We start from the raw sequence: 20574 nt of genomic DNA, 5'->3' as shown, positions 1-20574 counted from the left end.
CCCATTGTCGCCGCCAAGCCCTTGGCCGCCGGGTTGCGGGCTTTAAGCGGGCAGCATCGTCGCGATATGCCCCGCGCGCGGGTCGCCGCTGCCCGCCAGCACGCTGGCGAACAGGGTTTGCGTGGCCTGGGGACCCGCATGGCGCTGCACCACCAGCCAGGGCTGCGGCCCCGACGACACGGCGGTGCTGAACTGGTTCCACGCCGCCACCAGGCGCTCGTTCAGGCCCTGGGCGCCCCAGTCGGTGTGGCGCTTCTTGACCTGGGCGGGCGCAAAGAACATCACCGGGCGCGGGCCGGGCAGCTGGCCTGCGCCGCCCAGGTCCTGCACGTGGCTGGCGCCCACCGAGCAGCTGTAGGCCAGGCCCGTGAAGTGGGCGTGGATGCGCTGGCGCAGGCCCACGCTGCCCGCAAAGTCGATGTAGACGCTGGGTGTGGCGCCGTCGATCTGGTCCAGTGCGTCGTAGGTGACCACGCGGCTGTAGCAGCCCAGGCTTTCGCAAAACGCCACATTGCCGGGCGAGGTGAGGCCAATGACCTCGATGCCGTCGCGCTGTGCAAGCTGGAAGGCGGTGCCGTAGGCCGTTTTGCTCGACGCGCTTGACAGCAGCATGCGCCGGGCGCCAAAGAACTGCTGGTCCGCCAGAAAATCGTCGATGAGCCACGAGGTGATGAACAGTGGCCGCAGGAGCGCCTGCACGTCCTCGTTGTCGGCGCGGTACAGCCCGTCGGTGCTGGTGCGCAGGTAGTGGTTGTAGACCGCATGCAGGCCCGCGCGGTGCGGGGCGCCGTCGCTGAAGCCCGTGGGGTTGACACGCTGGGGCGACAGCACGGCCTGGCTGGCCATGGGCCAGTAGCCATACAGCCGCTCGCCCACCGCCACGGCCGGGTGCAGCGACTGCACCACGGTGCCGAAGCCCCACACAGGCACGATGCCCCAGCCGGCCTCGCCGGTGGGGAAGAACTGCCAGTAGTTCAGCATGTCGCCCAGCGCGGCATAGGTGATGTTGTTGGCCGTGAGGGCAAACGACTCGACCCGCACGCGGACCTGGCCCTCGGCCAGCGGGGTGTCGTCGGTGGTCAACAGGCGGGTGGTGGCCAGCTGGTCCTGGCGCACGAGAAGGATGGTGGTGCTCATGCCGCGACGCTAAACCAAAGCGGGCGTGCGCTCAAGCGGCGCGCGCCGCCTGGGCGACACAGGCTCCGTGTGCCGAAGTGTTCAATCGGTTGTGGGCTGGGCCAGTTGCTCGAATGGCAGCGCCTGCTTGACCAGGATGACGGTGCAGGGCGCATCGCGCGCCACGCGCATGGGCACCGTGGCAAAAAAGCGCTGGGTTTGCAGCCCGTGGGTGGCGGCGCCCAGGATCATCATGCTCACGTGGTTGCTGGCCGCATAGCGCACCAGCGCCTGGGCCACGTCGCCCGCTTCGAGCACGTGGTAGCTCACGGCATGGCCGGTCAGGTCCAGCCCTTGGGCCCACTGGCGCAGGCGCGCCATGTGCTGGCGGTGCAGCGTGGTTTCGCTGCGCTCGCTGTCGCTGGTGCTGCTGGCGCCGGGCGACACCACCGTCACGCAGGCCAGCCGCGCGCCGGGGCGGATGCCCAGCGAGCGGGCCACGGCCTGGCGCAGCGAGTACAGCGTGGCATCGCTCACATCGGCATGGGGCACCGCGACCATGAGGATGGGCGTGTCCTCGATCTGCTGCGAGGGCAGGGGGCTGGGGGTGTAGTGCATGCCCGCTGCGCGCAGCCAGCGGCGCAGGTGGGTGCGCAGCGGCGTGCGCTCGGTGCGCTCGCCGCGTTCGGTGATGAGTACCTGCTCGGGGTTGGACAGGTCAAACGCCAGGTGCGCGGCCGAGGGGTAACGGCTTGCGGCCTCGGGCTCCAGGCAGCGCAGGATGACCTCCTGCAGCCAGGGCGGGATGTCGGCCCGGTGCTTGCGCGGCGGCGCGGGCGTCATCCACAGCCGCTGGCGCATGCCGCCGCTGGTGGTGGGTGCGCCAAAGGGCAGCTCGCCAGTGGCCAGCTCGTACAGCATCACGCCGATGGCAAAGATATCGCTGCGCGGGTCTCCGCGCACGCCCACCACCTGCTCCGGTGCGATCCAGGCGGGCGAGCCCACGGCCTGGCGCATTTCCTCGGCCAGCAGGTCCGGGTAGTGGGCGTGGCACGAGAGGCCAAAGTCCAGCAGCACGGCCGTGCCATCTTCTTTGATGAGCACGTTGGCAGGTTTGAGGTCCAGGTGGCACACGTTCTGCTGGTGCAGGCTGTGCGCGGCGCGCGCCGTGGCCGCGCCCAGGCGGGCGATGGTGGCGATGTCGCAGCGCCCGGGCGCATCCAGCCAGTGCTGCAGCGTCTGGCCGGGGATGTATTCCATGACCAGGTAGGGCAGCCGCACCAGGTCGCCCGCCGCCACAAAACGCGGCACATGCGGGCCGCTGAGCACGGGTAGGATCTGCAGCTCCACCTCGAAGCTCACGATGTTCTCGGCCCCGTCACCCGCCGTCATGCGCGGGATCTTCATCGCCATGGCAAAGCCGGGGCTGCGGTCGGCCTGCGCGTATTCCACGGCGTAGATGTGGGCCATGCCGCCCGCGTGGATGCAGCCCACCACGCGGAAGCCGTCGATCTCGGTGCCGGGCTCCAGCAGTTTCATGTCACTGGCCTTTTTCGAGGCGGTCGGCGTAGAAGCCGGGCAGGCCAGCCGCGCGGATGGCGGCGGCGGCGGCCAGGTGGTCGTAGGGCACGCGGTAGAACGTGATCTGCTTGGCGGTGTCGTCGAACAGAGCGTACATGGCGCGTGCATCGCCGTCGCGCGGCTGGCCCACGGAGCCCACGATGCCCAGCCACTGGCGGTGCGTTGGCACAGGCACGGGCACGCCGGGCTCGGGCGCAAAGCGCATCAGCTTGGCGGTGGGCGTGAGGAAGTACAGCACCTGCTCGTGCACATGGCCGCTGAACACGTAGCGGATGGCGGGGTCGATGCCTTGCGCTGCGGTCATGCTGCGCTCGGCGGCGTTGGAGTCCTCCACATACCGCCATTGCGCGGGCATGTCGGCACTGGCGTGCACCAGCAAGGCGCTGCTGCCCAGCCGCGCCGTGAGCGGCAGCGACTGCAAAAAGGCGATGTGGCTGTTGCCGAGCTGGTCGTGCGTCCATTGCGCTCCCAGCTCGCTGCGGTTGCGTGGGTTGGCAGGCGGGGCCAGGGCCATGGCGTCGTGGTTGCCCAGCACACACAGGGCACCTTGCTGGGCCAGGTCGCGCACCTGCTCCACCACGGCCACGGGCTCGCCGCCGTAGCCCACCAGGTCGCCCAGCAGCGCAAACTGCTCGGCGCCCTGGGCGCGGGCGTGTTGCAGGCAGGCGTCCAGGGCCTGGCGGTTGGCGTGGATGTCGGACAGCAGGGCGATTTTCATGGGGTTGTCTCCAACCCCATCATCGCGGGTGTCGCTGAACGCCAGCTTGCAGGTGGCTGTACCTGCGTGGATTCAAAGCAAAAATAGCTGCCAGCGCTTGTTGATCAAGCGCTGGCAGCTATGGTTTTGGTAGCTCAGAGGCTGCGCTGTACGGCGGGTTTTTTGTCCAGCGCCAGCACCAGGCCCAGCGCAATGATCGCGGGCAGCGCCTGGCTGAAGAAGATCTTGGGCGCTGCGGTGGCGGCGCCAAACACCCCGGCCACGATCACGCAGGCCAGGAAGAAGATCTTGAACACCCGGTTGCCGGTGAACAGCCCCCAGAACAGGCCTGCCGCCAGAAAACCGTTGTACAGCCCCTGGTTGGCCGCCAACGTGGTGGTGGCGTCGGCCAGCTCCTGGGTCAGGTTGAAGGTCTTCATGCCCAGGGGCTTGTTCCAGAAGAACATTTCGAGCACGAGGATGTACACATGCTCGATGGCCACCAGGGCCACCGCGATGCGGGGGATCAGCAGGCGGCCCATGGTCTTAGACGATCGTGATGGTCACGTCGATGTTGCCGCGCGTGGCGTTGGAGTAGGGGCAAACCTGGTGGGCTGCGTCTACCAGCTTCTGGGCCGTGGCCTTGTCCAGGCCAGGCAGGCTGATCGCCAGGCGGGCAGCGATGCCGTAGGCGTTCGGGATGGGGCCCAGGTCCACTTCGGCGTCGATGGACACGTCCTGGGGCACGGGGATGCCGATCTTGCCGCCGACGGCCTTCATCGCGCCGATGAAGCACGCTGCGTAGCCGGAGGCAAACAGCTGCTCGGGGTTGGTGCCTGTGCCGGACGTACCAGGCGAGGACAGCTTGACGTCCAGGCGGCCGTCATCGGTCTTGGCGGCGCCATCGCGGCCACCGGTCACGTGCGACTTGGCGGTGTACAGGACTTTTTCGAGTGTGGTCATGGTGTCTTCCTTGCGGTTGTTGCCCAATGGCGGGCGGTGGAGGGAATCGGTTCTTGCGTTGTCTGCAGGCCGTCAGCGTTGCTCGCTGAGCCGGTCTCGCAGCTGCTTGAGTTCGGTGGTCAAGGTGGTCAGCTCGGCAATCGAGCACTGGCTGCTTTGCAGCACGCACGGTGGAATGGCTTCAGCCTGGTTGCGCAGCACGCGGCCTTGTGACGTGAGGGTGATGCGCACGCGGCGCTCGTCCTGCACATCGCGCAACCGGGCAATGTGGCCCTGCGCCTCCAGGCGCTTGAGCAACGGCGTGAGCGTGCCGGAGTCGAGGAACAGGCGCTCGCCCAGCTCGGACACCGTCACGCCATCCTGTTCCCACAACACCAGCATCACGAGGTATTGGGGGTAGGTCAGGCCGATCTGGTCGAGCAGCGGTTTGTACAGCTTGGTCATCGCCAGCGAGGCGGAATACAGCGCAAAGCAGACCTGGTTGTCCAGCCGCAGGATGGCGGGGCTGGGAGTGTGGGGTGTGCTGTGGCTGGGCATGGGGTGAATTGTGGGTGCAAATTCAATTGTGTGCAATTGAGTTGTGAAAAACTTTGTTAATAGATGGGATTGTGTGGGTGGGGGGGTGGCGCCGCGCCATCGGTGCTATTCGCGCGCTCCGCTTGCGCAGGCGGGGGCGCTGTGCCCCTTTACTCTCGGGAAGTTGCTATCAATAGGAGAGCTGCTGGCGCTTGATTCATATGCGCTAGCGGCCGATTGGGCTTGAAACTTGGCATGTAGTGGTTCGGGCGACGACGAACCACCAGGCCCTCAGCGTCCGCTGAACTGCGCGGGCCGGCGCTCGACAAACGCGCGCACGCCTTCGGCCGCGTCCTCGCTGTTGGCCAGCTGCTTTTGCACGGGGATGAACTCTGCCACCGCAGCCGCCTGTCCCTGCTCAATGGCCTTGAGCACGTTGAGCCGCGTGGCCACCACGGCCAGTGGCGCCTGGGCTTCGATGCGCTGGGCAATCTGCAGCGCTTCCTGCAGCTCCTGGCCTGCGGGCACCACCTTTTGCACAAAGTTCAGCCGGTACGCCTCGGCGCTGCCGAACTCGTCGGCCGTCAGCAGGTGCAGCAGCGCATTGCCCGTGCCCGCGCGCTCGGCCATGCGCAGCGTGGCGCCGCCCGTGGCCATGATGCCGCGCTGCACCTCCATCTGCGAGAAGCGACAGTTGTCGGCCGCCACCACGATGTCGGCACCCAGCATCAACTCGATGCCCACGGTGAAGCAGATGCCCTTGACCGCCACCACCATGGGCTTGGTGCGGCGCCGGTAGCCGGGCAGGCCGTAGTCATGGGGCTCCACCAGGCCTTCGGGGATCGCTTTTTCGCCGCGCTGCATGTAGGCGCTCACGGCGGGCAGGTCCAGTCCGGCCGTGAAGTGGTCGCCCATGGCATGCAGCACACCGACGCGCAACTCGGGGTCATCGTCGAGGCGGGTGTAAGCCTCGGCCAGCTGGCGGAACATGGGCGGCGTCCAGCCGTTGCGCTTGGCCGGGCGGTTGATGCCGATCAGCAGCACGTGGCCGAGCACCAGGGTGTCGATGCAGCCCTCGGGCGGGGGCGTGGTGGGGGGGATGTTTGTCATGGGCGCGGGTCTCCTAGCCCATGATTGAAAACGCTTCAAGCGTTGTGCGCCGTCTCAATCGAGACAGCGCAGCCGATTAACGCACGCGGCCTTCGAACCGGCGCGGCGCCTTACCAGTGCACCCGCGCAAGGGCCGCCACGACATGTGAATGTCGTATTCACTCCGTGCGCCGGGTACGTCCCCCCCCTGGGGGGACGGCGCGAAGCGTCTCCGGGGGTTAGTAGGAATACACGCCCTGGCCCGTCTTGCGGCCCAGGCGGCCTGCGGCCACCATTTCCTTGAGCAGCGGGCTGGGGCGGTATTTGCTGTCGCCAAACTCGGTCAGGTACACGTCCATCACCGCCAGGCACACATCCAGGCCGATCATGTCCGCCAGCGCCAGCGGGCCGATGGGCTGGTTGCAGCCCAGTTTCATGCCCGCGTCGATGTCCTCGGGCGTAGCCAGGCCTTCGGCCAGCACGAAGAAGGCCTCGTTGATCATGGGCACCAGAATGCGGTTGACCACAAAGCCGGGTGCGTTCTTCACGGTGATGGGGCTCTTGCCCAGCGCCTCGGCCAGGGCCTTCACGGCGTCGTGCGTGGCGTCGCTGGTCTGCAGGCCACGGATGATCTCCACCAGCGCCATCATGGGCACGGGGTTGAAGAAGTGCATGCCAATGAAGCGGTCGGCGCGGCTGGTGGCGGCTGCCAGCTTGGTGATGGAGATCGAAGACGTGTTCGATGCAATCAGCACCTCGGGGCCCACCAGGGCATCCACCTGCTTGAGGATCTTGAGCTTGAGCTCGTAGTTTTCAGTGGCGGCCTCGATCACCAATTGCGCGGCCTTGAGGTCGTCGTAGCTGGTGGAGGTTTGGATGCGCGCCAGGGCCGCAGCCTTGTCGGCTTCGGTGATTTTTTCCTTCTTGATCAGGCGGTCCAGGCTGCCGGCCACGGTGGCCAAGCCTTTTTGCACTGCAGCGTCCGAGATATCAACCATCACCACGTTGATGCCCGACACCGCACAGGCCTGTGCAATGCCGTTGCCCATGGTGCCTGCGCCGATGATGCCTACGGTCTGAATCGTCATATAGAGAGCCCTCTTCAAAGTGAAACGGATGGACGGAATGGTAAGGCGAATCGCACGACCGTTCGGTTATCGTGCGTCAAACCTGAACCAACAAGCCGCTGCGCAGCATGGCGGAGGAGACACAAAACATGTTTGACTACATCGTGATCGGTGGCGGATCGGCGGGCTCCGTGCTGGCCGGCCGCCTGACTGAGAACCCCTCCGTGCGCGTCTGCCTGCTGGAGGCCGGGCCTGCCGACAAGAGCGTGCTCATCCACTGCCCGGCTGGGCTGGCCGTGATGGCCAAGTTCGAACTGAACGGCTGGGGCTTCAACACCACGCCGCAGGCCGCGCTGAATAACCGGCGCGGCTACCAGCCACGCGGCAAGGTGCTGGGGGGCTCCAGCTCCATCAACGCCATGGTCTACATCCGGGGCCAGCACGCCGACTACGACCACTGGGCCGCACAGGGCAACCCGGGCTGGGGCTGGGAGGATGTGAAGCCTTACTTTGTGCGTGCCGAGAACAACGAGCGCGGGGCCAACGATTGGCACGGCCGGGGCGGGCCCTTCAACGTGGCAGACCTGCGTGCACCCAACCGGTTCAGCCAATATTTCACCGACGCAGGTGTGCAGGCCGGGCACCCGCACAACACCGACTTCAATGGCGCCACGCAGGAAGGTGTGGGCCTGTACCAGGTCACGCACAAGAACGGCGAGCGCCACAGCGCAGCCAAGGGCTACCTCACGCCGCACCTGGCGCGGCCCAACCTGCAGGTCATCACCGGTGCGCATGCCACGCGCATCCTGTTCGAGGGCACACGTGCCGTGGGTGTGGAATACCGCCAGGGCGGTACGCTGCAACAGGTGCGTGCCGGACGCGAGGTGCTGCTGAGTGCAGGCGCACTGCTGTCGCCGCAGCTGCTGATGTTGTCGGGCGTGGGGCCCGCGGCACACTTGCAGCAACACGGCATCCCGGTGCTGCACGACCTGCCGGGCGTGGGCCAGCACCTGCACGACCACCCCGACGTGGTGCAGGTGCTGGACGCACCCGAGCTCAAGGACCTGTTCGGCCTGTCACTGTCGGGCATGGCGCAGACGCTGCGCGGCATAGCCGAATGGCGCAAGCACCGCACGGGCATGTTGACCACAAACTTTGCCGAGGCGGGGGGCTTCATCAAAAGCGACCCGTCCGAGCCCGCGCCCGACCTGCAGCTGCACTTTGTGATCGGCAAGCTGGTGGACCACGGGCGCAAGACCGTGTTCGGCCATGGTTACTCGGCCCACGTGTGCCTGCTGCAGCCCAAGAGCCGGGGCGCGGTCACGCTGGCCAGCCGCGACCCCATGGCCTTGCCTTTGGTGGACCCGAACTTCCTGGCCGATCCCGATGACATGGCGCGCATGGTGCGTGGCTTCAAACGCACGCGGGAGATCCTCATGCAACCGGCGCTCGCGAAGTTCGGCGCCAAGGAGCTGGCGGCCTCGGCCAGTGCGCGCAGCGACGCGGAGATCGAGCAGTTCATCCGCCAGTACGCCGACACCATCTACCACCCCGTGGGCACCTGCCGCATGGGGCCCGGGCCGCTGGATGTGGTGGATACCGAACTGCGTGTGCATGGCCTCGCGGGCCTGCGTGTGGTGGACGCGTCCATCATGCCGCGCATAGTGAGCGGCAACACCAATGCGCCCACGGTGATGATTGCTGAAAAAGCGGTGGACCTGCTGCGCGCCGCGCCGTGAACGATTTCACGTTTGGCGCCCGGAACGCGATTTTTAAGGTTTTCAAAGGGTCTGTTTAAGGAGTTTTTAACAGGCAAAAGCGCGGCGAATTTCTAGACTTCTTTGCATGGAAACGGGTGCATGGTGCACCCGGCCCGGCACCCCAAAAAGCAGGGTGTTGAGAGGCCCCACGAGGCCATGAAAGAAGCACATGAAGATTGATTCCCGTGAAATTGCCGCACTGACCCAAGCCCAGCCCGCCGCCCCCCGCATGGACATGTACGCCAGCATCCATAAGGCGCTGCGCGCCTTCATGGCCGACACGCTGCTGGGCCTGGGCCGCATGGATGTCGAGGACGACCTGGAGTTTGCCCAGACCTGCGACCGCGTGATGCAACTGCTGGACCTGTGCCGCGCCCACCTGCACCACGAGAACCAGTTCGTGCACGCCGCCATGGAGGCGCGCCAGCCCGGATCCAGCCAGAGCATTGCCGGTGAACATGTGGAGCACGAACAGGCCATCGTCGCTTTGGCGGACGGTGTAAACCACCTGATGGCCTGTGCCAAGCCCGCACGCCCCGCCGCCACCCAGGCCCTGTACCGCCAGCTGGCGCTGTTTGTGGCGCACAACTTCGAGCACATGCACGAGGAAGAGACTGCGCACAACCGCGTACTCTGGCAGTGCTACACCGACGCAGAACTGGCGGGCGTGCACGACGCGCTGGTAGCCTCGATCCCGCCGCACGAAATGATGGTGGTGGCCCGCTGGATGGTGCCCTACATGTCACCCGCCGAGCGCACGGCCATGCTGTCGGACATGAAACAACATGCGCCTGCCCCTGTGCTGGCAGCGGTGCTGGCGCAAGTGCAGCCGCACCTCACGCAGCCTGAGTGGACCAAGCTGATGCGCAGCCTGGGCCTGCCGGTGGTGCCGGGTCTGGTGCACTGAGAAGGTGTGAACGAACCCGCCATGCCCGCTCATCCCGCCAAAACACACCCGTTCGTCGTTGCCAATGCTCGCCATAGCCCGAGCTATGGCTGCGCTTTGCGTCTCGATCGGGCGCGTTTTGACGGCCTGCTCGGGCTCGCCGGACTCATTCACACCTTCTGAGGCTCAAGCGTCTTCCAGCACCACAGGGCGCAGCACGCACAGCCGAAAGCGCCCGCGCCCCGTTTTTTCGATGTGGATGTGCGGGCAGTTCTCCTGCAGGCGGCGCTGGAGCAATAGCAGGCGGGCCTCCAGGTTGTCGGCCACATCGGGCAGGCGCAGGGCGGGGTCCAGCCGCAGTTCGCGGTTGGTGAAGTCCACGCGCCCGGTGTGCTGGTGGTCGCGCAGCAACTTCCAGACAATGGCGCCCGCCACGCCCTTGATCAAATAGTCGTCGTTGATGAACACGCTGTCGTTGGCCGCAAAGTGGCGCACCCGCAGCGCGCTGCCGCTCACCGGCGGTGCCGCTGTTGGAGTAGGCAGCGGCTCGGGCGCATCGGGCGCGGCCTGCAGCAGGTCGATGGCGGCGGCCAGTTGGCCCGCAATGGCCACCAGCAGGTCTTCGTCCTCGAAGCCAAAGCGCATGTCCTCGGGGCTCTCGGCAAACAGCACGCCCATCAGGCGCCCGGCCGACAGCAGCGGCACCGCCACCTGGCTGTGCGGCTCTGGCAGGCCGGGGTAGGGGATGTCCAGGCCGCGCAACGGGGGTGCATCGGGTGTGGCATGCGCGTCCATGCTTTCGCGGATGGCATGGCTGTACAGGGCGGCGTGCGTCATGTGGCTGATGCGCACCGGCGTGCGCTCGCGCGCGGCCATGCCGATCACTCCCTGGCCCAGCCGGATTTCTGAACCCACGCCCGAAGTGGCATAGCCGCAGCTGGCCACCGTGTAGAGCTGCTGGGCGCTGGCGTCCAGCATCAGCACCATGGCGTGCTGGATGCCCAGCTTGTCCTGCAGGCCCTGCAGCGCGCCTTGCAGCAATTCATCCAGCCCCGAGCAGCGCGCGATGCTCTCGCTGCACAGACGCAGCGTGTGCAGCAAGCCAGAACGCGGCGCCGGTGCCGGCAGGCCTTCGCCCGCTACCGATTCGATGCGCTCCACAGCGTAGATGTCGGCCCCTTTGAGTTCAAACACCTCGGCCATGCCCGCATGCGACGCAATGCCCGCCAGCTGCGCGCGCATGCTCTCGAACACCGGTCCGCTGTCCTCGGTGCGTTCGTACAGCAGGTGCAGGCGGTAGAAATGGGCGGTGACTGGGTCCAGCACCAGCACCGACGCGCGCGGGTTGCGCAGGATGTTCTGGCGGGTCTTGTTGAAGAACTGGAACGACAGCGCCACGTGCGCCGCATCCACATAGACCACCTGCGAGATGTAGGCCACGTTGGGTGTGCCGTCAGGGTCGCAGGTCGCCATGATGGCGGGAATCGCCCCCTCCAGGCAGGGGCGGATGCTGTGCAGGGACGGCGCTGCGGAGCTCATGGCTGCAGTACGGGTGGTGTGGGTGGTGCGGGCGGCGCACACAACTCCGCGCCCGCGCGCGGGCCTGGGGTCTGGTCGAACGCGCTGGTGGGGGTGAAGGTCACTGCGACCACATCCTGCAGCGGTGCTGCCAGCATGGCGCCCACATACTGCGGCCCATAACCCACCCGGCCCACCTCCTGCACCATGGACTGCAGGTAGGCCTGCAACACCGGCAGGTCGCCATCAGTGGCCGGGCGCTGCGTGGCCCGGCGGGCCTTGAGCTGCAGCGTCTGGTGGGTGGACGGCACGCTGAACACCACGGCAATCTCTCCTGTGTGCGCAATGTCCTGCAGCAACTGTTCGGACTGGCTGCGCCGCAGGTACACCGTGACCTCCCGCCCATCGCCGCTGATGCGACTGCCCACGGCCCGCATGATGCTCGGCCGCAGGGCCGCATCGCGTGACGCCACGATGGCCGACACGCCCTTGGCCACCATGGCGATATGGCTGGGGCCGAGCAGCGCGGTCATGCCTTGAAGCGCTTGCGGGTCAGGGCCAGAGCCACCCAGAAGGCCACCACGGTGGTCACCACCAGCACCAGGCCGTGGCGCAGGGGGTGGACGGGCCACTGGTCCATGAACAGCGGGCGCACCAGCTCGACCGCGTTGGTCAGCGGCAGCCAGTCGGAGATGGTGCGCACGATGGGGGGCAACTGCTCGCGCGGGAAGAAAACGCCCGAGAGAAACATCATGGGCGTGAGCACCAGCGTGAAGTAGTAGGTAAAAAAGTCATACCCCTTGGCCAGCGCATTGAAGATGAGCGCGATGCTGGAGAACATCACCCCCACGAACAGCAGCACCGGCCAGGCCACCAGCAGCTTGGGGCTGTGGCTGATGGAGAGGGCCAGCATCACGCCCAGGATGGCGGTGACGGTGAACAGCGCCTTGAACGCGGCCCACAGCATCTCGGCCAGCACCACATCGTCCAGGCTGACCGGCGCGTTCATGATGCCGTCCCAGGTCTTTTGCACATGCATGCGCGAGAAGGCCGAGTACAGCGCCTCGAAGCTGGCCGCGTTCATGGCGCTCATGCAGATGGAGCCGCTGGCCAGGAACAGGATGTAGGGCACCTTGGTGTCGCCCGCCGCGCCGCCCACGTTCACCTGCCCCACCAGGGCCCCCATGCCGTAGCCAAAGGCCACCAGCCACATCAGCGGCTCGGCAATGTTGCCCACCAGGCTGGGGATGGCCAGCTTGCGCCAGACCAGCAGGTTGCGCATGAACACGGGCCACCAGCGCACGGACAGGCTGGGCGGGCGCCATACCGACGGCGGGGGCGGGGCCACAGTGGCCACAGAGGGCGGGTGAGCGGTTTGCATCCGCTTATTGTGCGATGTTGGCGGGCGGGCGCACAGTCCCCGATGTGTTCCTGGTCGCTACCTGGGCACGGCCATTGCTTGGGTGCCCCTATGTCCACCCACGTCCTGAACCTGCCCGCCGGTGCCAGTGCCCTCTGGCAGAACCGCCTGGGGCTGCTGCTGGAGTCCACGGGCGAGGGGGTGTTTGGCATTGATCTGGCGGGCAACTGCGTGTTCATCAACCGGGCGGGCGCGCAGATGCTGGGCTTTGCCGCCGATGAGGTGATGGGGCGCAACATGCACGCGCTCACCCACCACAGCCACCCCGACGGCAGCCCGTATGCGGACGGCGACTGCCCCATCTTCAATGCGTTCCGCCAGGGCTTGCCCTGCCGGGTGGACACCGAGGTGTTCTGGCGCCGCGATGGCTCGGCGTTTGCCGTGGAGTATTCGAGCCACCCCATTTTGGAAGGCGATCAGGTGCAGGGAGCTGTGATCGCTTTTGTGGACATTACCAGCCGCAAGCGTGCCGCCGATGAGCTGCAGCGCGCGCACGATGAGCTGGCCCGTGCCAATGACGAGCTGGAGCGTCGCGTGGCCGCGCGCACCCAGGAGCTGTCGCAGGCGCTGGCGCAGCTGCGCGAGCTGTCCGCCTACTCGGAGCAGGTGCGCGAAGACGAACGCACCCGCATCGCCCGCGAAGTGCACGACGAGCTGGGCAGCCTGCTGGTGGCGCTGAAGATGGATGTCAACTGGCTGCACAAGCGCCTGGGCGAGCAGGGCGAGCGCACGCCCGAGGCCGCGGGCGACATGCGCACCCAGATGCGCTGCAAGTGCCAGAACATGAGCCGCCTGATCGAAAACGCCGTGGACAACGTGGGCCGCATCATCACCGACCTGCGCCCCAGCATCCTGGACCACCAGGGCCTGTGGGCGGCGCTGGAGTGGCAGGCGCAGGAGTTCGTGCAGTCGGCCGAACTGGAGCTGGCGTGGCAGATGGAGGTGCCTGCCACCCTGCACCTGCCCGAGCCCGCCGCCATCGCCGTGTTCCGCATCTTCCAGGAGATGCTGAGCAATGTGGGCCGCCACGCGCAGGCCAGCGCCATCGACATCGCCATCGACGTGCAGGACGAGATGCTGCAACTGCGTGTGCGCGACAACGGCGTGGGCGCCACCCGCCAGGCCCTGGAGGCGCCCACCGCCTATGGCGTGATGGGCATGCGCGAGCGGGCACGGCAGCTTGGGGGCCGGTTGAGCATCACCAGCGAGCCGGGGCAGGGCTCGTGCCTGCAATTGCTGATTCCTCTGGAGCTGTCATGAATTCCGTGGTTCGAGTGTTGATCGGTGATGACCACCGCATCGTGCGGGAGGGGCTCAAGCAGGTGCTGGGCGACCCGGCCAATGGCCTGCCCGAGATCACTGTGGTCGCCGAGGCCACCCAGGGCAGCGAGGTGCTGGAGCTGGTCGCCGCCCTGCAAGGGCCCACGAGAACACCGGGGCTGGACCTGGTGCTGCTGGACATCGCCATGCCGGGCATGGACGGCCTCGAAGTGCTGCAGGCGCTGCGCAAGGCCTGGCCTGCATTGCCGGTGCTGATGCTCAGCACCTACCCCGAGCGGCAATACGCGGTGCGCTGCATCCAGATGGGCGCGGCGGGCTACCTGCACAAAAGCGCCGATCCCGACGACATGGTGGCCGCCGTGCGCAAGGTGGCAGCAGGCGGGCGCTACCTGACAGAGGCGACCGCGCAAGCCCTGGCAGGTGCACTGGAACGCACCGGGGTGGTGCGCACCGCCCAGCAGGGCACGCCCGCCGGGGTGGACGCGCTCTCCTATCGGGAGCACCAGGTGTTCCGCCTGCTCACTGCCGGGCAGAGCGTGAGCGAAATTGGTGCGCAGCTCAAACTCGCGCCCAACACGGTGAGCACCTACCGCGCCCGCATCCTCGAAAAGACCGGCGCGCGCAACGATGTGGAGCTTGCGCTGCTGGCGCGTGGTGCACCGGCAGAGTGAATTCGGTGCGTTGCATGCCCGGTTTGTAGTGCTGGCCCTACACGCTGTAGACACCACACCCACGAATTCATGACAGCGGGCCGACACCGGCAAAAACTGGCCCGCGCTTTGCGTAACGCCTGGCACCAACTTCTTCGAGGTGTGCCATGTCCGAATTCTTCTCGCCCTACGATGCCGACCGCCCGTTGATGCTGAAATGCAGCTGTGGCCGCGACCACACGGTGGCCGACCACCACGCCGAGATATCGGCCGATGCCGCCGCAGCCACCCTGCGCCAGCGCAGCGAGACCCGTGAGTTCGAGCTCTACAGCAACGAGTTCATCGAAGCCACGCTGGTCAAGGCGCTGTTTCCGCAAGACGCGGTGCGCCGCCGCTTCATCAAGGCGGTGGGCAAGGGCACGGCCATGGCGGCCATCGCGAGCGTGTTGCCTGTGGCCAGCATGCAGGCCATGGCGCAAGAGAAGCAGGGCGCACTGGAGAAGACCAACCTCAAGATCGGCTTCATCCCGATCACCTGCGCCACCCCGCTGATCATGGCCCACCCGCTGGGCTTCTACAGCAAGCAGGGCCTGAGCGTCGAAGTCACCAAGACGGCCGGCTGGGCACTGATCCGCGACAAGATGATCAACAAGGAGTACGACGCAACGCACTTCCTGAGCCCCATGCCGCTGGCGATCTCCATGGGCCTGGGCTCCAACGCCACGCCGATGAACGTGGCCACCATCCAGAACGTGAACGGCCAGGCCATCACGCTCAGCCTCAAGCACAAGGACAACCGCGATCCCAAGAACTGGAAGGGCTTCAAGTTCGCGATCCCCTTCGAGTACAGCATGCACAACTTCCTGTTGCGCTACTACCTGGCCGAGGCGGGCTTGAACCCCGACACCGACGTGCAGTTGCGCGTGGTGCCACCCGCCGAGATGGTGGCCAATCTGCGCGCGGGCAACATCGACGGCTTCCTCGGCCCCGATCCTTTCAACCAGCGTGCCGTGTTCGAGGAAGTCGGCTTCATCCACCTGCTCACCAAGGACCTGTGGAACGGCCACCCCTGTTGCGCCTTCGGCACCAGCACCGAGTTCATCCAGAAGAACCCCAACACCTTTGCCGCGCTGTACCGCGCGGTGCTCACCTCGGCCGCGATGGCGCGCGACCCGGCCAACCGGGAGCTCATCGCCAAGGTGATTGCGCCCCAGGCCTACCTGAACCAGCCCGAGGCAGTGCTCAACCAGGTGCTCACCGGAAAGTTCGCCGACGGCCTGGGCAAGATCCAGAACGTGCCGGACCGCGCGGACTTCGACCCCATGCCGTGGCAGAGCATGGCCGTGTGGATGCTCACGCAGATGCAGCGCTGGGGCTACATCAAGGGCGATGTGGACTACAAGCAGATTGCCGAAAAGGTGTTCCTCATCACCGATGCGAAAAAGCAGATGAAGGCGCTGGATCAGAAGGTGCCCGAAGGCGCATACCCCAAGTTCAAGATCATGGGGCGCGAATTCGATGCCGCCAAGGCGAGCGAGTACGCAAAGAGCTTCCCCATCCGCAAGGCGGCATGACATGACTCCCGCCAAGAACCTCAACCTGCGCGCGGGCCTTTTGTCCGTGCTCATCTTCCTGGCCCTGCTGGGGATCTGGTACATCGCCACCGCTTCTTCGGGCGCGGGCAACAGCACGGCCGGCATGACCGCCGAGCAGATCGAGTACGCCAAGATGATGGGCAAGGACCCAGGCGCCAGCGCCAAGGGCAGCGGCTTCCCCTCGCTGACAGAGATGGGCCGTACCGTGTGGGGGCACGTGTCCAACCCGTTCTATGACAACGGCCCCAACGACAAGGGCATCGCCATCCAGCTCGCGCATTCGCTGGGCCGGGTCGCGCTAGGGTTCGGCCTGGCCTGCTTGGTGGCGATACCGCTCGGTTTCGTCATCGGCATGTCGCCGCTGCTGCGCCGTGCGTTCGACCCGTTCATTCAGGTGCTCAAGCCCATCAGCCCGCTGGCGTGGATGCCGCTTGCGCTCTACACCATCAAGGACTCATCGATCTCGGGCATCTTCGTGATCTTCATCTGCTCGGTGTGGCCCATGCTGGTGAACACGGCGTTTGGCGTGGCATCGGTCAAGCGCGAGTGGCTCAACGTGTCGGCCACGCTGCAGGTCAACCCGCTGCGCAAGGCCTTCCTGGTGATCTTGCCCGCCGCAGCGCCCACCATCCTCACGGGCATGCGCATCAGCATGGGCATCGCCTGGTTGGTGATCGTGGCGGCCGAGATGCTGGTGGGCGGCACGGGGATTGGCTACTTCGTGTGGAACGAGTGGAACAACCTGTCGCTCACCAACGTGATCTTTGCCATCCTGGTGATTGGCGTGGTGGGCATGTTGCTCGACCTGGCCTTCGGCCAGCTGCAGAAGGTGGTGACCTATGTGGAGTGATGTCGCCCAGCGCCCGGCTGTTCCAGCCCCTCTTCCCACTGACGCCCCGCAACGAAAGGCCTCTGCCGTGACCCAAGGCTTCCTCCAGATCGACCGGCTGAGCAAAGCTTTTGTGCCCGCCAAGCCCGTGTTTGCTGATGTGTCGTTCACGCTCGACAAGGGCGAGTTCGTTTGCATCATCGGCCACTCGGGCTGCGGCAAGACTACCATCCTGAACGTGCTGGCGGGGCTGGACACCGCCACCTCGGGCACCGTCATCATGGACGGGCGAGAAGTGGCCGGCCCCAGTCTGGATCGGGGTGTGGTGTTCCAGAGCCACGCGCTCATGCCCTGGCTCACGGTGCGCCAGAACATCGCGTTTGCCGTGAAGTCGCGCTGGCCCGACTGGAAGAAGAGCCAGGTGGATGCGCATGTGGAGAAGTTCGTGGCGCTGGTGGGCCTGAGCCCTGCCATCGACAAGAAGCCCTCACAGCTCTCAGGCGGTATGAAGCAGCGCGTGGGCATTGCGCGCGCGTTCTCCATCCAGCCCAAGATGTTGCTGCTGGATGAACCCTTTGGCGCACTGGATGCGCTCACGCGCGGCACCATCCAGGACGAGCTGATGGCCATCGTGCGCCAGACGCAGCAGACGGTCTTCATGATCACGCACGATGTGGACGAAGCCATCTTGCTGGCCGACCGCATCCTGCTCATGAGCAACGGCAACGAGACGCCCGAGGGCTACCGCCCCGGCGGCATCGCCGAGGTGGTGGTGAACCCGCTGCCACGCGAACGCACGCGCACCAGCCTGCACCACCTTGACGGCTACTACGCGCTGCGCAACCACATCGTGGACTTTCTCGTCACCCGAGCCAAAGCCCACTGATTTCCTGAATAACCCAGCACTGTCGTGTTGCCCCTTGGGGTGGAAGGGAGTGCTGCACCCTGAAGTTCCTGTTCCCTGTTCCAAAACCCATCCAACCGAAGGAGCCATCACCATGAATCGCAACGACGTTACCGAAAAGATCATCAGCACCAAGGTCGCCAAGGGCCTGCAATGGGAGGCCATTGCCAAGAAGGTCGGCCAGTCCAAGGAATGGACCACGGCCCTGTGCCTGGGCCAGATGACGGCCACGCCTGAGCAGGCCAAGATCGTCGGCAAGATCTTCGGCCTCACCGCCGAGGAGCAGAAGTGGCTGCAGGTGGTGCCTTACAAGGGCTCGCTGCCCACGCCCGTGCCCACCGATCCGCTGATCTACCGCTGGTACGAGGTGGTGAGTGTGTACGGCACCACCATCAAGGAGCTGATCCACGAAGAGTTTGGCGATGGCATCATGAGCGCCATCGACTTCAGCATGGATATCCAGCGCGAGGCCAATCCCAATGGCGATCGCGTGAATGTGGTCCTGTCCGGTAAATTCCTGCCCTATAAGCAGTACTGAAATCGGGCCCAGGCCGTGTTCGTCACAGCACTTTGACGGCGCGGCCAATGAACTGGATAGGCCCTGTGGGCTTGCCAATCGGCGAGCCTGTGGGCGGTTCCAGCGTCAGCTCAAACAACTGGTTGGGCTGCAGCGGCGGCAGCTTGTCCAGCGGGATCTGCAGGGGCTGACCGGGCTGCACCAGGCCCAGCGATACGGGGCCGCTCCAGCCGTCGGCCTTGGTCCAGAACTCCAGGGCCTTGTCGGCCGGTACTTCGGCCATACCCAGCGGAATCAGGCTGATCTGCCGGGGCGAGCTGGCCTGCACCACCCAGCCCGGGGCCTTGTCATGCGGCGCGACCAGCACCACCATGAACTGCGGCGGCGCGGCCACTGGGGCGGTGCGGGTGACGAGCACTGCCGCGAGCACCGCCGCCATGGCAAAGCCCGAGCCGGCGAGGGCCCGCCACAGGCCCAGGTGGTCCCACCAGCGCACGGACGGTTTGCGTTTTGTTTCTGCGCGGGGCGGTGCAACGGGTGTCGCAGTCTGTTGAGGGCTCGCCGCTCGCAGCGACTGGTCGATGCGCGCCCACAAGACAGCGGGCGGCGCGATGGGCTCTGCCAGCTGGGTCAGCGGCAGCAGGCGGGCTTCCCATTCGGCAACCGCCTGTTGCAGTGCCTTGTCACCAGGCAGGCGTTGCTGCACACCCTGGCGTTCGGCAGCGGGCAGGGTGCCCAGCACGTACTCGCCGGCCAGCACGGTCAGGTCTTCCGGCGAGGGGGTGGACGGTGTGTTGCGCACGTCGGTCATGCCATGCACTCCCGCAGCGAAACCAGGCTGCGCCGGATCCACGCCTTGACGGTGCCCAGCGGCGCGCCGAGGCGCTCGGCAATTTCGCCGTGCGAGCAGCCGTCCACATAGGCGTGCAACACGCAGTTGCGGCGCGCGGGGTCCAGGGCCTCCAGGCAATGCTGCAGGCGGCCCAGGCTGGCGTTCAGCGCAAAGGTTTCCTCGACCTCGTGGTGGGCCTGCACAGACATGTCGGCCTCCAGGGCTTGGGTGGTGGTGTCGTCCACATCAACGTGGCGGCCCGCGTCGCGCACGGCGTTCAGGGCCAGGTTGCGCACCACGCTGTAGATCCAGCCGCGTGCGCTGCCCCGGCTCGCGTCGTAGCTGGTGGCGCGCGTCCAGATGTTCACGCACGCATCGTGCACGATGTCCTCGGCCAACGCGCGCTGGCGCACGATGCGCAGCGCCACGCCCAGCAGCCGTGCGCCCTCCTGTTCATATAGGCGGTGCATGGCCTGCCGGTCGCCGGCTGCGCAGGCGGCCAGAGCGGCTTCGTAGTCAAAATCGCCAGGGGTGTCGGGCACGGTGTGCAGGCAGCGGGGCCGCGGCTAAAGGGTGGGCGCATCGTAGCCGCAAACCCGCCACCGCCTGGCGGTAGCCCCCGCTGGGCAGGGGATTGCGTGTGCGTGGTTTACGCGGCCTTCCAGAAGATGTAGTCGGCCTGGTACTTCACGATCTGGCGCTCGCCCTTGTTAGCGGTGGTGCAGGCAGCAGCGGGTGCCACGCCACCCTTCAAGGCCACGCGCTGGATGAAGGTCACGCCGGTCATGGCGCCCGAACCCATGGCGGGGTTGGCCTTGACGAGCTGGTAGGGCAGGTTGCCCGTGCCCGATGGCGCCACGGCCAGCTGGGTGGCTGTCAGCTTGGACCCGTCGCTCGACTCCCAGGTGGCCGGCGGGCCGTAGTAGGTGCCCACTTGTTTGCCGCTGCGGTCATTCAGCACGGCCTTGGGGCCCACGAACACCCATTCGGTCTGGCCGGGCATGTTGGCCTTGTCGCGGCATTCGTAGGTGATCTCGCCCACGCCCACGGTTTCCATCGCCACCTTGTTGCCAGCCGGCACCTTGATGCTGTCGGGCAGGCTGTCCTGCGAATACATGGATTTGGAGGACGACGACATCATCGAACCGCAGGCGCTCAGCAGCACGGCGGCGGCAATGGCGCCCGTCAGGGGGAGCAGGCGGGAGATGGGGGACGTGTGGATGGTCATGGCGTTTCTCTCTGGTCTGTGGGTTGATAGGACAGCAGCAACAAGATGCGCTGCTATAGGTACTACCCACGAAAACGCCGTTTGGATGCAGTGGATGCCAAAAATTTTTTGCCGGTGCCAGCCCG

The 20574-nt window shown here is 66.2% G+C and carries 23 protein-coding genes; 9 read left to right on the top strand and 14 right to left on the bottom strand.

The annotated features are described in order from the left end of the window. Nucleotides 1–42: 42 nt before the first annotated feature. From ASC83_RS06665 to ASC83_RS06630, 8 genes are all read right to left on the bottom strand, one after another. Nucleotides 43–1137: a DUF2855 family protein gene (locus tag ASC83_RS06665; RefSeq protein ID WP_056059682.1), complete on the bottom strand. Its 1095-nt coding sequence runs from the start codon at nucleotides 1135–1137 to the stop codon at nucleotides 43–45. Nucleotides 1138–1218: 81 nt separating this feature from the next. Beyond that, on the bottom strand, nucleotides 1219–2655 hold the full coding sequence (locus ASC83_RS06660; protein WP_056059680.1) for a bifunctional serine/threonine-protein kinase/universal stress protein: 1437 nt from the start codon (nucleotides 2653–2655) through the stop codon (nucleotides 1219–1221). 1 nt (nucleotide 2656) lies between these two features. Further along, complete coding sequence (locus tag ASC83_RS06655) at nucleotides 2657–3415, bottom strand: metallophosphoesterase (RefSeq protein ID WP_056059678.1); 759 nt, start codon at nucleotides 3413–3415, stop codon at nucleotides 2657–2659. A 134-nt stretch (nucleotides 3416–3549) separates the two neighbouring features. Further along, nucleotides 3550–3936 carry a DUF1304 domain-containing protein gene (locus ASC83_RS06650; protein ID WP_056059676.1) on the bottom strand — a complete coding sequence of 129 codons (387 nt, stop codon included), beginning with the start codon at nucleotides 3934–3936 and terminating at the stop codon, nucleotides 3550–3552. A gap of 4 nt (nucleotides 3937–3940) precedes the next feature. Beyond that, entirely contained in the window at nucleotides 3941–4357 is a 417-nt protein-coding gene (locus ASC83_RS06645; protein WP_056060042.1) for an organic hydroperoxide resistance protein, read from the bottom strand. A gap of 72 nt (nucleotides 4358–4429) precedes the next feature. Then, entirely contained in the window at nucleotides 4430–4894 is a 465-nt protein-coding gene (locus ASC83_RS06640; RefSeq protein ID WP_056059674.1) for a MarR family winged helix-turn-helix transcriptional regulator, read from the bottom strand. Nucleotides 4895–5164: 270 nt separating this feature from the next. Beyond that, nucleotides 5165–5983, bottom strand: coding sequence for a crotonase/enoyl-CoA hydratase family protein (locus ASC83_RS06635; protein ID WP_056059672.1), 819 nt, complete (start codon nucleotides 5981–5983; stop codon nucleotides 5165–5167). Between the two features lie 218 nt (nucleotides 5984–6201). Further along, nucleotides 6202–7050, bottom strand: a complete 849-nt coding sequence (locus tag ASC83_RS06630; RefSeq protein ID WP_056059670.1) for a 3-hydroxybutyryl-CoA dehydrogenase — start codon at nucleotides 7048–7050, stop codon at nucleotides 6202–6204. A 128-nt stretch (nucleotides 7051–7178) separates the two neighbouring features. On the opposite strand from ASC83_RS06630, the gene ASC83_RS06625 reads away from it, so the two are divergent. The 3 genes from ASC83_RS06625 to ASC83_RS23885 all read left to right on the top strand — a co-directional run bounded on the left by ASC83_RS06625 (nucleotide 7179) and on the right by ASC83_RS23885 (nucleotide 9858). Beyond that, nucleotides 7179–8768, top strand: coding sequence for a GMC family oxidoreductase (locus tag ASC83_RS06625; protein WP_056059669.1), 1590 nt, complete (start codon nucleotides 7179–7181; stop codon nucleotides 8766–8768). A gap of 190 nt (nucleotides 8769–8958) precedes the next feature. Then, nucleotides 8959–9696 carry a hypothetical protein gene (locus ASC83_RS06620; protein WP_056059667.1) on the top strand — a complete coding sequence of 246 codons (738 nt, stop codon included), beginning with the start codon at nucleotides 8959–8961 and terminating at the stop codon, nucleotides 9694–9696. 6 nt (nucleotides 9697–9702) lie between these two features. Then, on the top strand, nucleotides 9703–9858 hold the full coding sequence (locus tag ASC83_RS23885; protein WP_156379448.1) for a hypothetical protein: 156 nt from the start codon (nucleotides 9703–9705) through the stop codon (nucleotides 9856–9858). A 3-nt stretch (nucleotides 9859–9861) separates the two neighbouring features. Here ASC83_RS23885 and ASC83_RS06615 read toward each other — a convergent pair whose 3' ends face one another. From ASC83_RS06615 to ASC83_RS06605, 3 genes are read right to left on the bottom strand one after another with little or no spacing between them, the layout of a single operon-like run. Then, nucleotides 9862–11214: a GAF domain-containing protein gene (locus ASC83_RS06615; RefSeq protein ID WP_056059665.1), complete on the bottom strand. Its 1353-nt coding sequence runs from the start codon at nucleotides 11212–11214 to the stop codon at nucleotides 9862–9864. After that, nucleotides 11211–11726 carry a hypothetical protein gene (locus tag ASC83_RS06610; RefSeq protein WP_056059663.1) on the bottom strand — a complete coding sequence of 172 codons (516 nt, stop codon included), beginning with the start codon at nucleotides 11724–11726 and terminating at the stop codon, nucleotides 11211–11213. Before ASC83_RS06610 ends, ASC83_RS06615 begins: the two co-directional genes overlap by 4 nt. Further along, nucleotides 11723–12574, bottom strand: a complete 852-nt coding sequence (locus ASC83_RS06605) for an ABC transporter permease (protein WP_056059661.1) — start codon at nucleotides 12572–12574, stop codon at nucleotides 11723–11725. The genes ASC83_RS06610 and ASC83_RS06605 overlap by 4 nt, the downstream gene beginning before the upstream one ends. A gap of 90 nt (nucleotides 12575–12664) precedes the next feature. On the opposite strand from ASC83_RS06605, the gene ASC83_RS06600 reads away from it, so the two are divergent. From ASC83_RS06600 to cynS, 6 genes are all read left to right on the top strand, one after another. Beyond that, nucleotides 12665–13873, top strand: coding sequence for a PAS domain-containing sensor histidine kinase (locus ASC83_RS06600; protein WP_056059659.1), 1209 nt, complete (start codon nucleotides 12665–12667; stop codon nucleotides 13871–13873). Next, nucleotides 13870–14565, top strand: coding sequence for a response regulator transcription factor (locus tag ASC83_RS06595; protein ID WP_056059657.1), 696 nt, complete (start codon nucleotides 13870–13872; stop codon nucleotides 14563–14565). The genes ASC83_RS06600 and ASC83_RS06595 overlap by 4 nt, the downstream gene beginning before the upstream one ends. 146 nt (nucleotides 14566–14711) lie before the next feature. Then, nucleotides 14712–16118 (top strand): CmpA/NrtA family ABC transporter substrate-binding protein, encoded by a 1407-nt coding sequence (locus ASC83_RS06590; protein WP_056059655.1) that lies wholly within the window; start codon nucleotides 14712–14714, stop codon nucleotides 16116–16118. A gap of 1 nt (nucleotide 16119) precedes the next feature. Further along, the gene (gene ntrB, locus ASC83_RS06585) at nucleotides 16120–16989 is read left to right on the top strand and encodes a nitrate ABC transporter permease (RefSeq protein WP_056059654.1); all 870 of its coding nucleotides are present in this window, start codon (nucleotides 16120–16122) and stop codon (nucleotides 16987–16989) included. Next, on the top strand, nucleotides 16979–17854 hold the full coding sequence (locus ASC83_RS06580; RefSeq protein WP_056059652.1) for an ABC transporter ATP-binding protein: 876 nt from the start codon (nucleotides 16979–16981) through the stop codon (nucleotides 17852–17854). The genes ntrB and ASC83_RS06580 overlap by 11 nt, the downstream gene beginning before the upstream one ends. 112 nt (nucleotides 17855–17966) lie before the next feature. Further along, entirely contained in the window at nucleotides 17967–18410 is a 444-nt protein-coding gene (gene cynS, locus ASC83_RS06575) for a cyanase (protein WP_008905293.1), read from the top strand. Between the two features lie 22 nt (nucleotides 18411–18432). On the opposite strand, the gene ASC83_RS06570 is transcribed toward cynS, so the two are convergent. From ASC83_RS06570 to ASC83_RS06560, 3 genes are all read right to left on the bottom strand, one after another. Continuing rightward, entirely contained in the window at nucleotides 18433–19200 is a 768-nt protein-coding gene (locus ASC83_RS06570; RefSeq protein WP_056059650.1) for an anti-sigma factor domain-containing protein, read from the bottom strand. Continuing rightward, the gene (locus tag ASC83_RS06565; RefSeq protein ID WP_056059648.1) at nucleotides 19197–19763 is read right to left on the bottom strand and encodes a sigma-70 family RNA polymerase sigma factor; all 567 of its coding nucleotides are present in this window, start codon (nucleotides 19761–19763) and stop codon (nucleotides 19197–19199) included. Before ASC83_RS06565 ends, ASC83_RS06570 begins: the two co-directional genes overlap by 4 nt. A 107-nt stretch (nucleotides 19764–19870) precedes the next feature. Continuing rightward, nucleotides 19871–20449: a DUF3455 domain-containing protein gene (locus ASC83_RS06560; protein ID WP_055396334.1), complete on the bottom strand. Its 579-nt coding sequence runs from the start codon at nucleotides 20447–20449 to the stop codon at nucleotides 19871–19873. Between the last annotated feature and the right edge of the window lie 125 nt (nucleotides 20450–20574).

The organism is Acidovorax sp. Root402 (assembly GCF_001425125.1).
GTDB classification, from domain to species: Bacteria; Pseudomonadota; Gammaproteobacteria; order Burkholderiales; family Burkholderiaceae_C; genus Acidovorax; species Acidovorax delafieldii.
This window is presented reverse-complemented; position numbering and strand designations above follow the sequence as displayed.

Excerpts from the sequence above, each read along its gene's own strand:
- ASC83_RS06665 (WP_056059682.1), bottom strand. The coding sequence starts at position 1,137 with ATGAGCACCACCATCCTTCTCGTGCGCCAGGACCAGCTGGCCACCACC.
- ASC83_RS06660 (WP_056059680.1), bottom strand. The coding sequence starts at position 2,655 with ATGAAACTGCTGGAGCCCGGCACCGAGATCGACGGCTTCCGCGTGGTG.
- ASC83_RS06655 (WP_056059678.1), bottom strand. The coding sequence starts at position 3,415 with ATGAAAATCGCCCTGCTGTCCGACATCCACGCCAACCGCCAGGCCCTG.
- ASC83_RS06650 (WP_056059676.1), bottom strand. The coding sequence starts at position 3,936 with ATGGGCCGCCTGCTGATCCCCCGCATCGCGGTGGCCCTGGTGGCCATC.
- ASC83_RS06645 (WP_056060042.1), bottom strand. The coding sequence starts at position 4,357 with ATGACCACACTCGAAAAAGTCCTGTACACCGCCAAGTCGCACGTGACC.
- ASC83_RS06640 (WP_056059674.1), bottom strand. The coding sequence starts at position 4,894 with ATGCCCAGCCACAGCACACCCCACACTCCCAGCCCCGCCATCCTGCGG.
- ASC83_RS06635 (WP_056059672.1), bottom strand. The coding sequence starts at position 5,983 with ATGACAAACATCCCCCCCACCACGCCCCCGCCCGAGGGCTGCATCGAC.
- ASC83_RS06630 (WP_056059670.1), bottom strand. The coding sequence starts at position 7,050 with ATGACGATTCAGACCGTAGGCATCATCGGCGCAGGCACCATGGGCAAC.
- ASC83_RS06625 (WP_056059669.1), top strand. The coding sequence starts at position 7,179 with ATGTTTGACTACATCGTGATCGGTGGCGGATCGGCGGGCTCCGTGCTG.
- ASC83_RS06620 (WP_056059667.1), top strand. The coding sequence starts at position 8,959 with ATGAAGATTGATTCCCGTGAAATTGCCGCACTGACCCAAGCCCAGCCC.
- ASC83_RS06615 (WP_056059665.1), bottom strand. The coding sequence starts at position 11,214 with ATGAGCTCCGCAGCGCCGTCCCTGCACAGCATCCGCCCCTGCCTGGAG.
- ASC83_RS06610 (WP_056059663.1), bottom strand. The coding sequence starts at position 11,726 with ATGACCGCGCTGCTCGGCCCCAGCCATATCGCCATGGTGGCCAAGGGC.
- ASC83_RS06605 (WP_056059661.1), bottom strand. The coding sequence starts at position 12,574 with ATGCAAACCGCTCACCCGCCCTCTGTGGCCACTGTGGCCCCGCCCCCG.
- ASC83_RS06600 (WP_056059659.1), top strand. The coding sequence starts at position 12,665 with ATGTCCACCCACGTCCTGAACCTGCCCGCCGGTGCCAGTGCCCTCTGG.
- ASC83_RS06595 (WP_056059657.1), top strand. The coding sequence starts at position 13,870 with ATGAATTCCGTGGTTCGAGTGTTGATCGGTGATGACCACCGCATCGTG.
- ASC83_RS06590 (WP_056059655.1), top strand. The coding sequence starts at position 14,712 with ATGTCCGAATTCTTCTCGCCCTACGATGCCGACCGCCCGTTGATGCTG.
- ntrB (WP_056059654.1), top strand. The coding sequence starts at position 16,120 with ATGACTCCCGCCAAGAACCTCAACCTGCGCGCGGGCCTTTTGTCCGTG.
- ASC83_RS06580 (WP_056059652.1), top strand. The coding sequence starts at position 16,979 with ATGTGGAGTGATGTCGCCCAGCGCCCGGCTGTTCCAGCCCCTCTTCCC.
- cynS (WP_008905293.1), top strand. The coding sequence starts at position 17,967 with ATGAATCGCAACGACGTTACCGAAAAGATCATCAGCACCAAGGTCGCC.
- ASC83_RS06570 (WP_056059650.1), bottom strand. The coding sequence starts at position 19,200 with ATGACCGACGTGCGCAACACACCGTCCACCCCCTCGCCGGAAGACCTG.
- ASC83_RS06560 (WP_055396334.1), bottom strand. The coding sequence starts at position 20,449 with ATGACCATCCACACGTCCCCCATCTCCCGCCTGCTCCCCCTGACGGGC.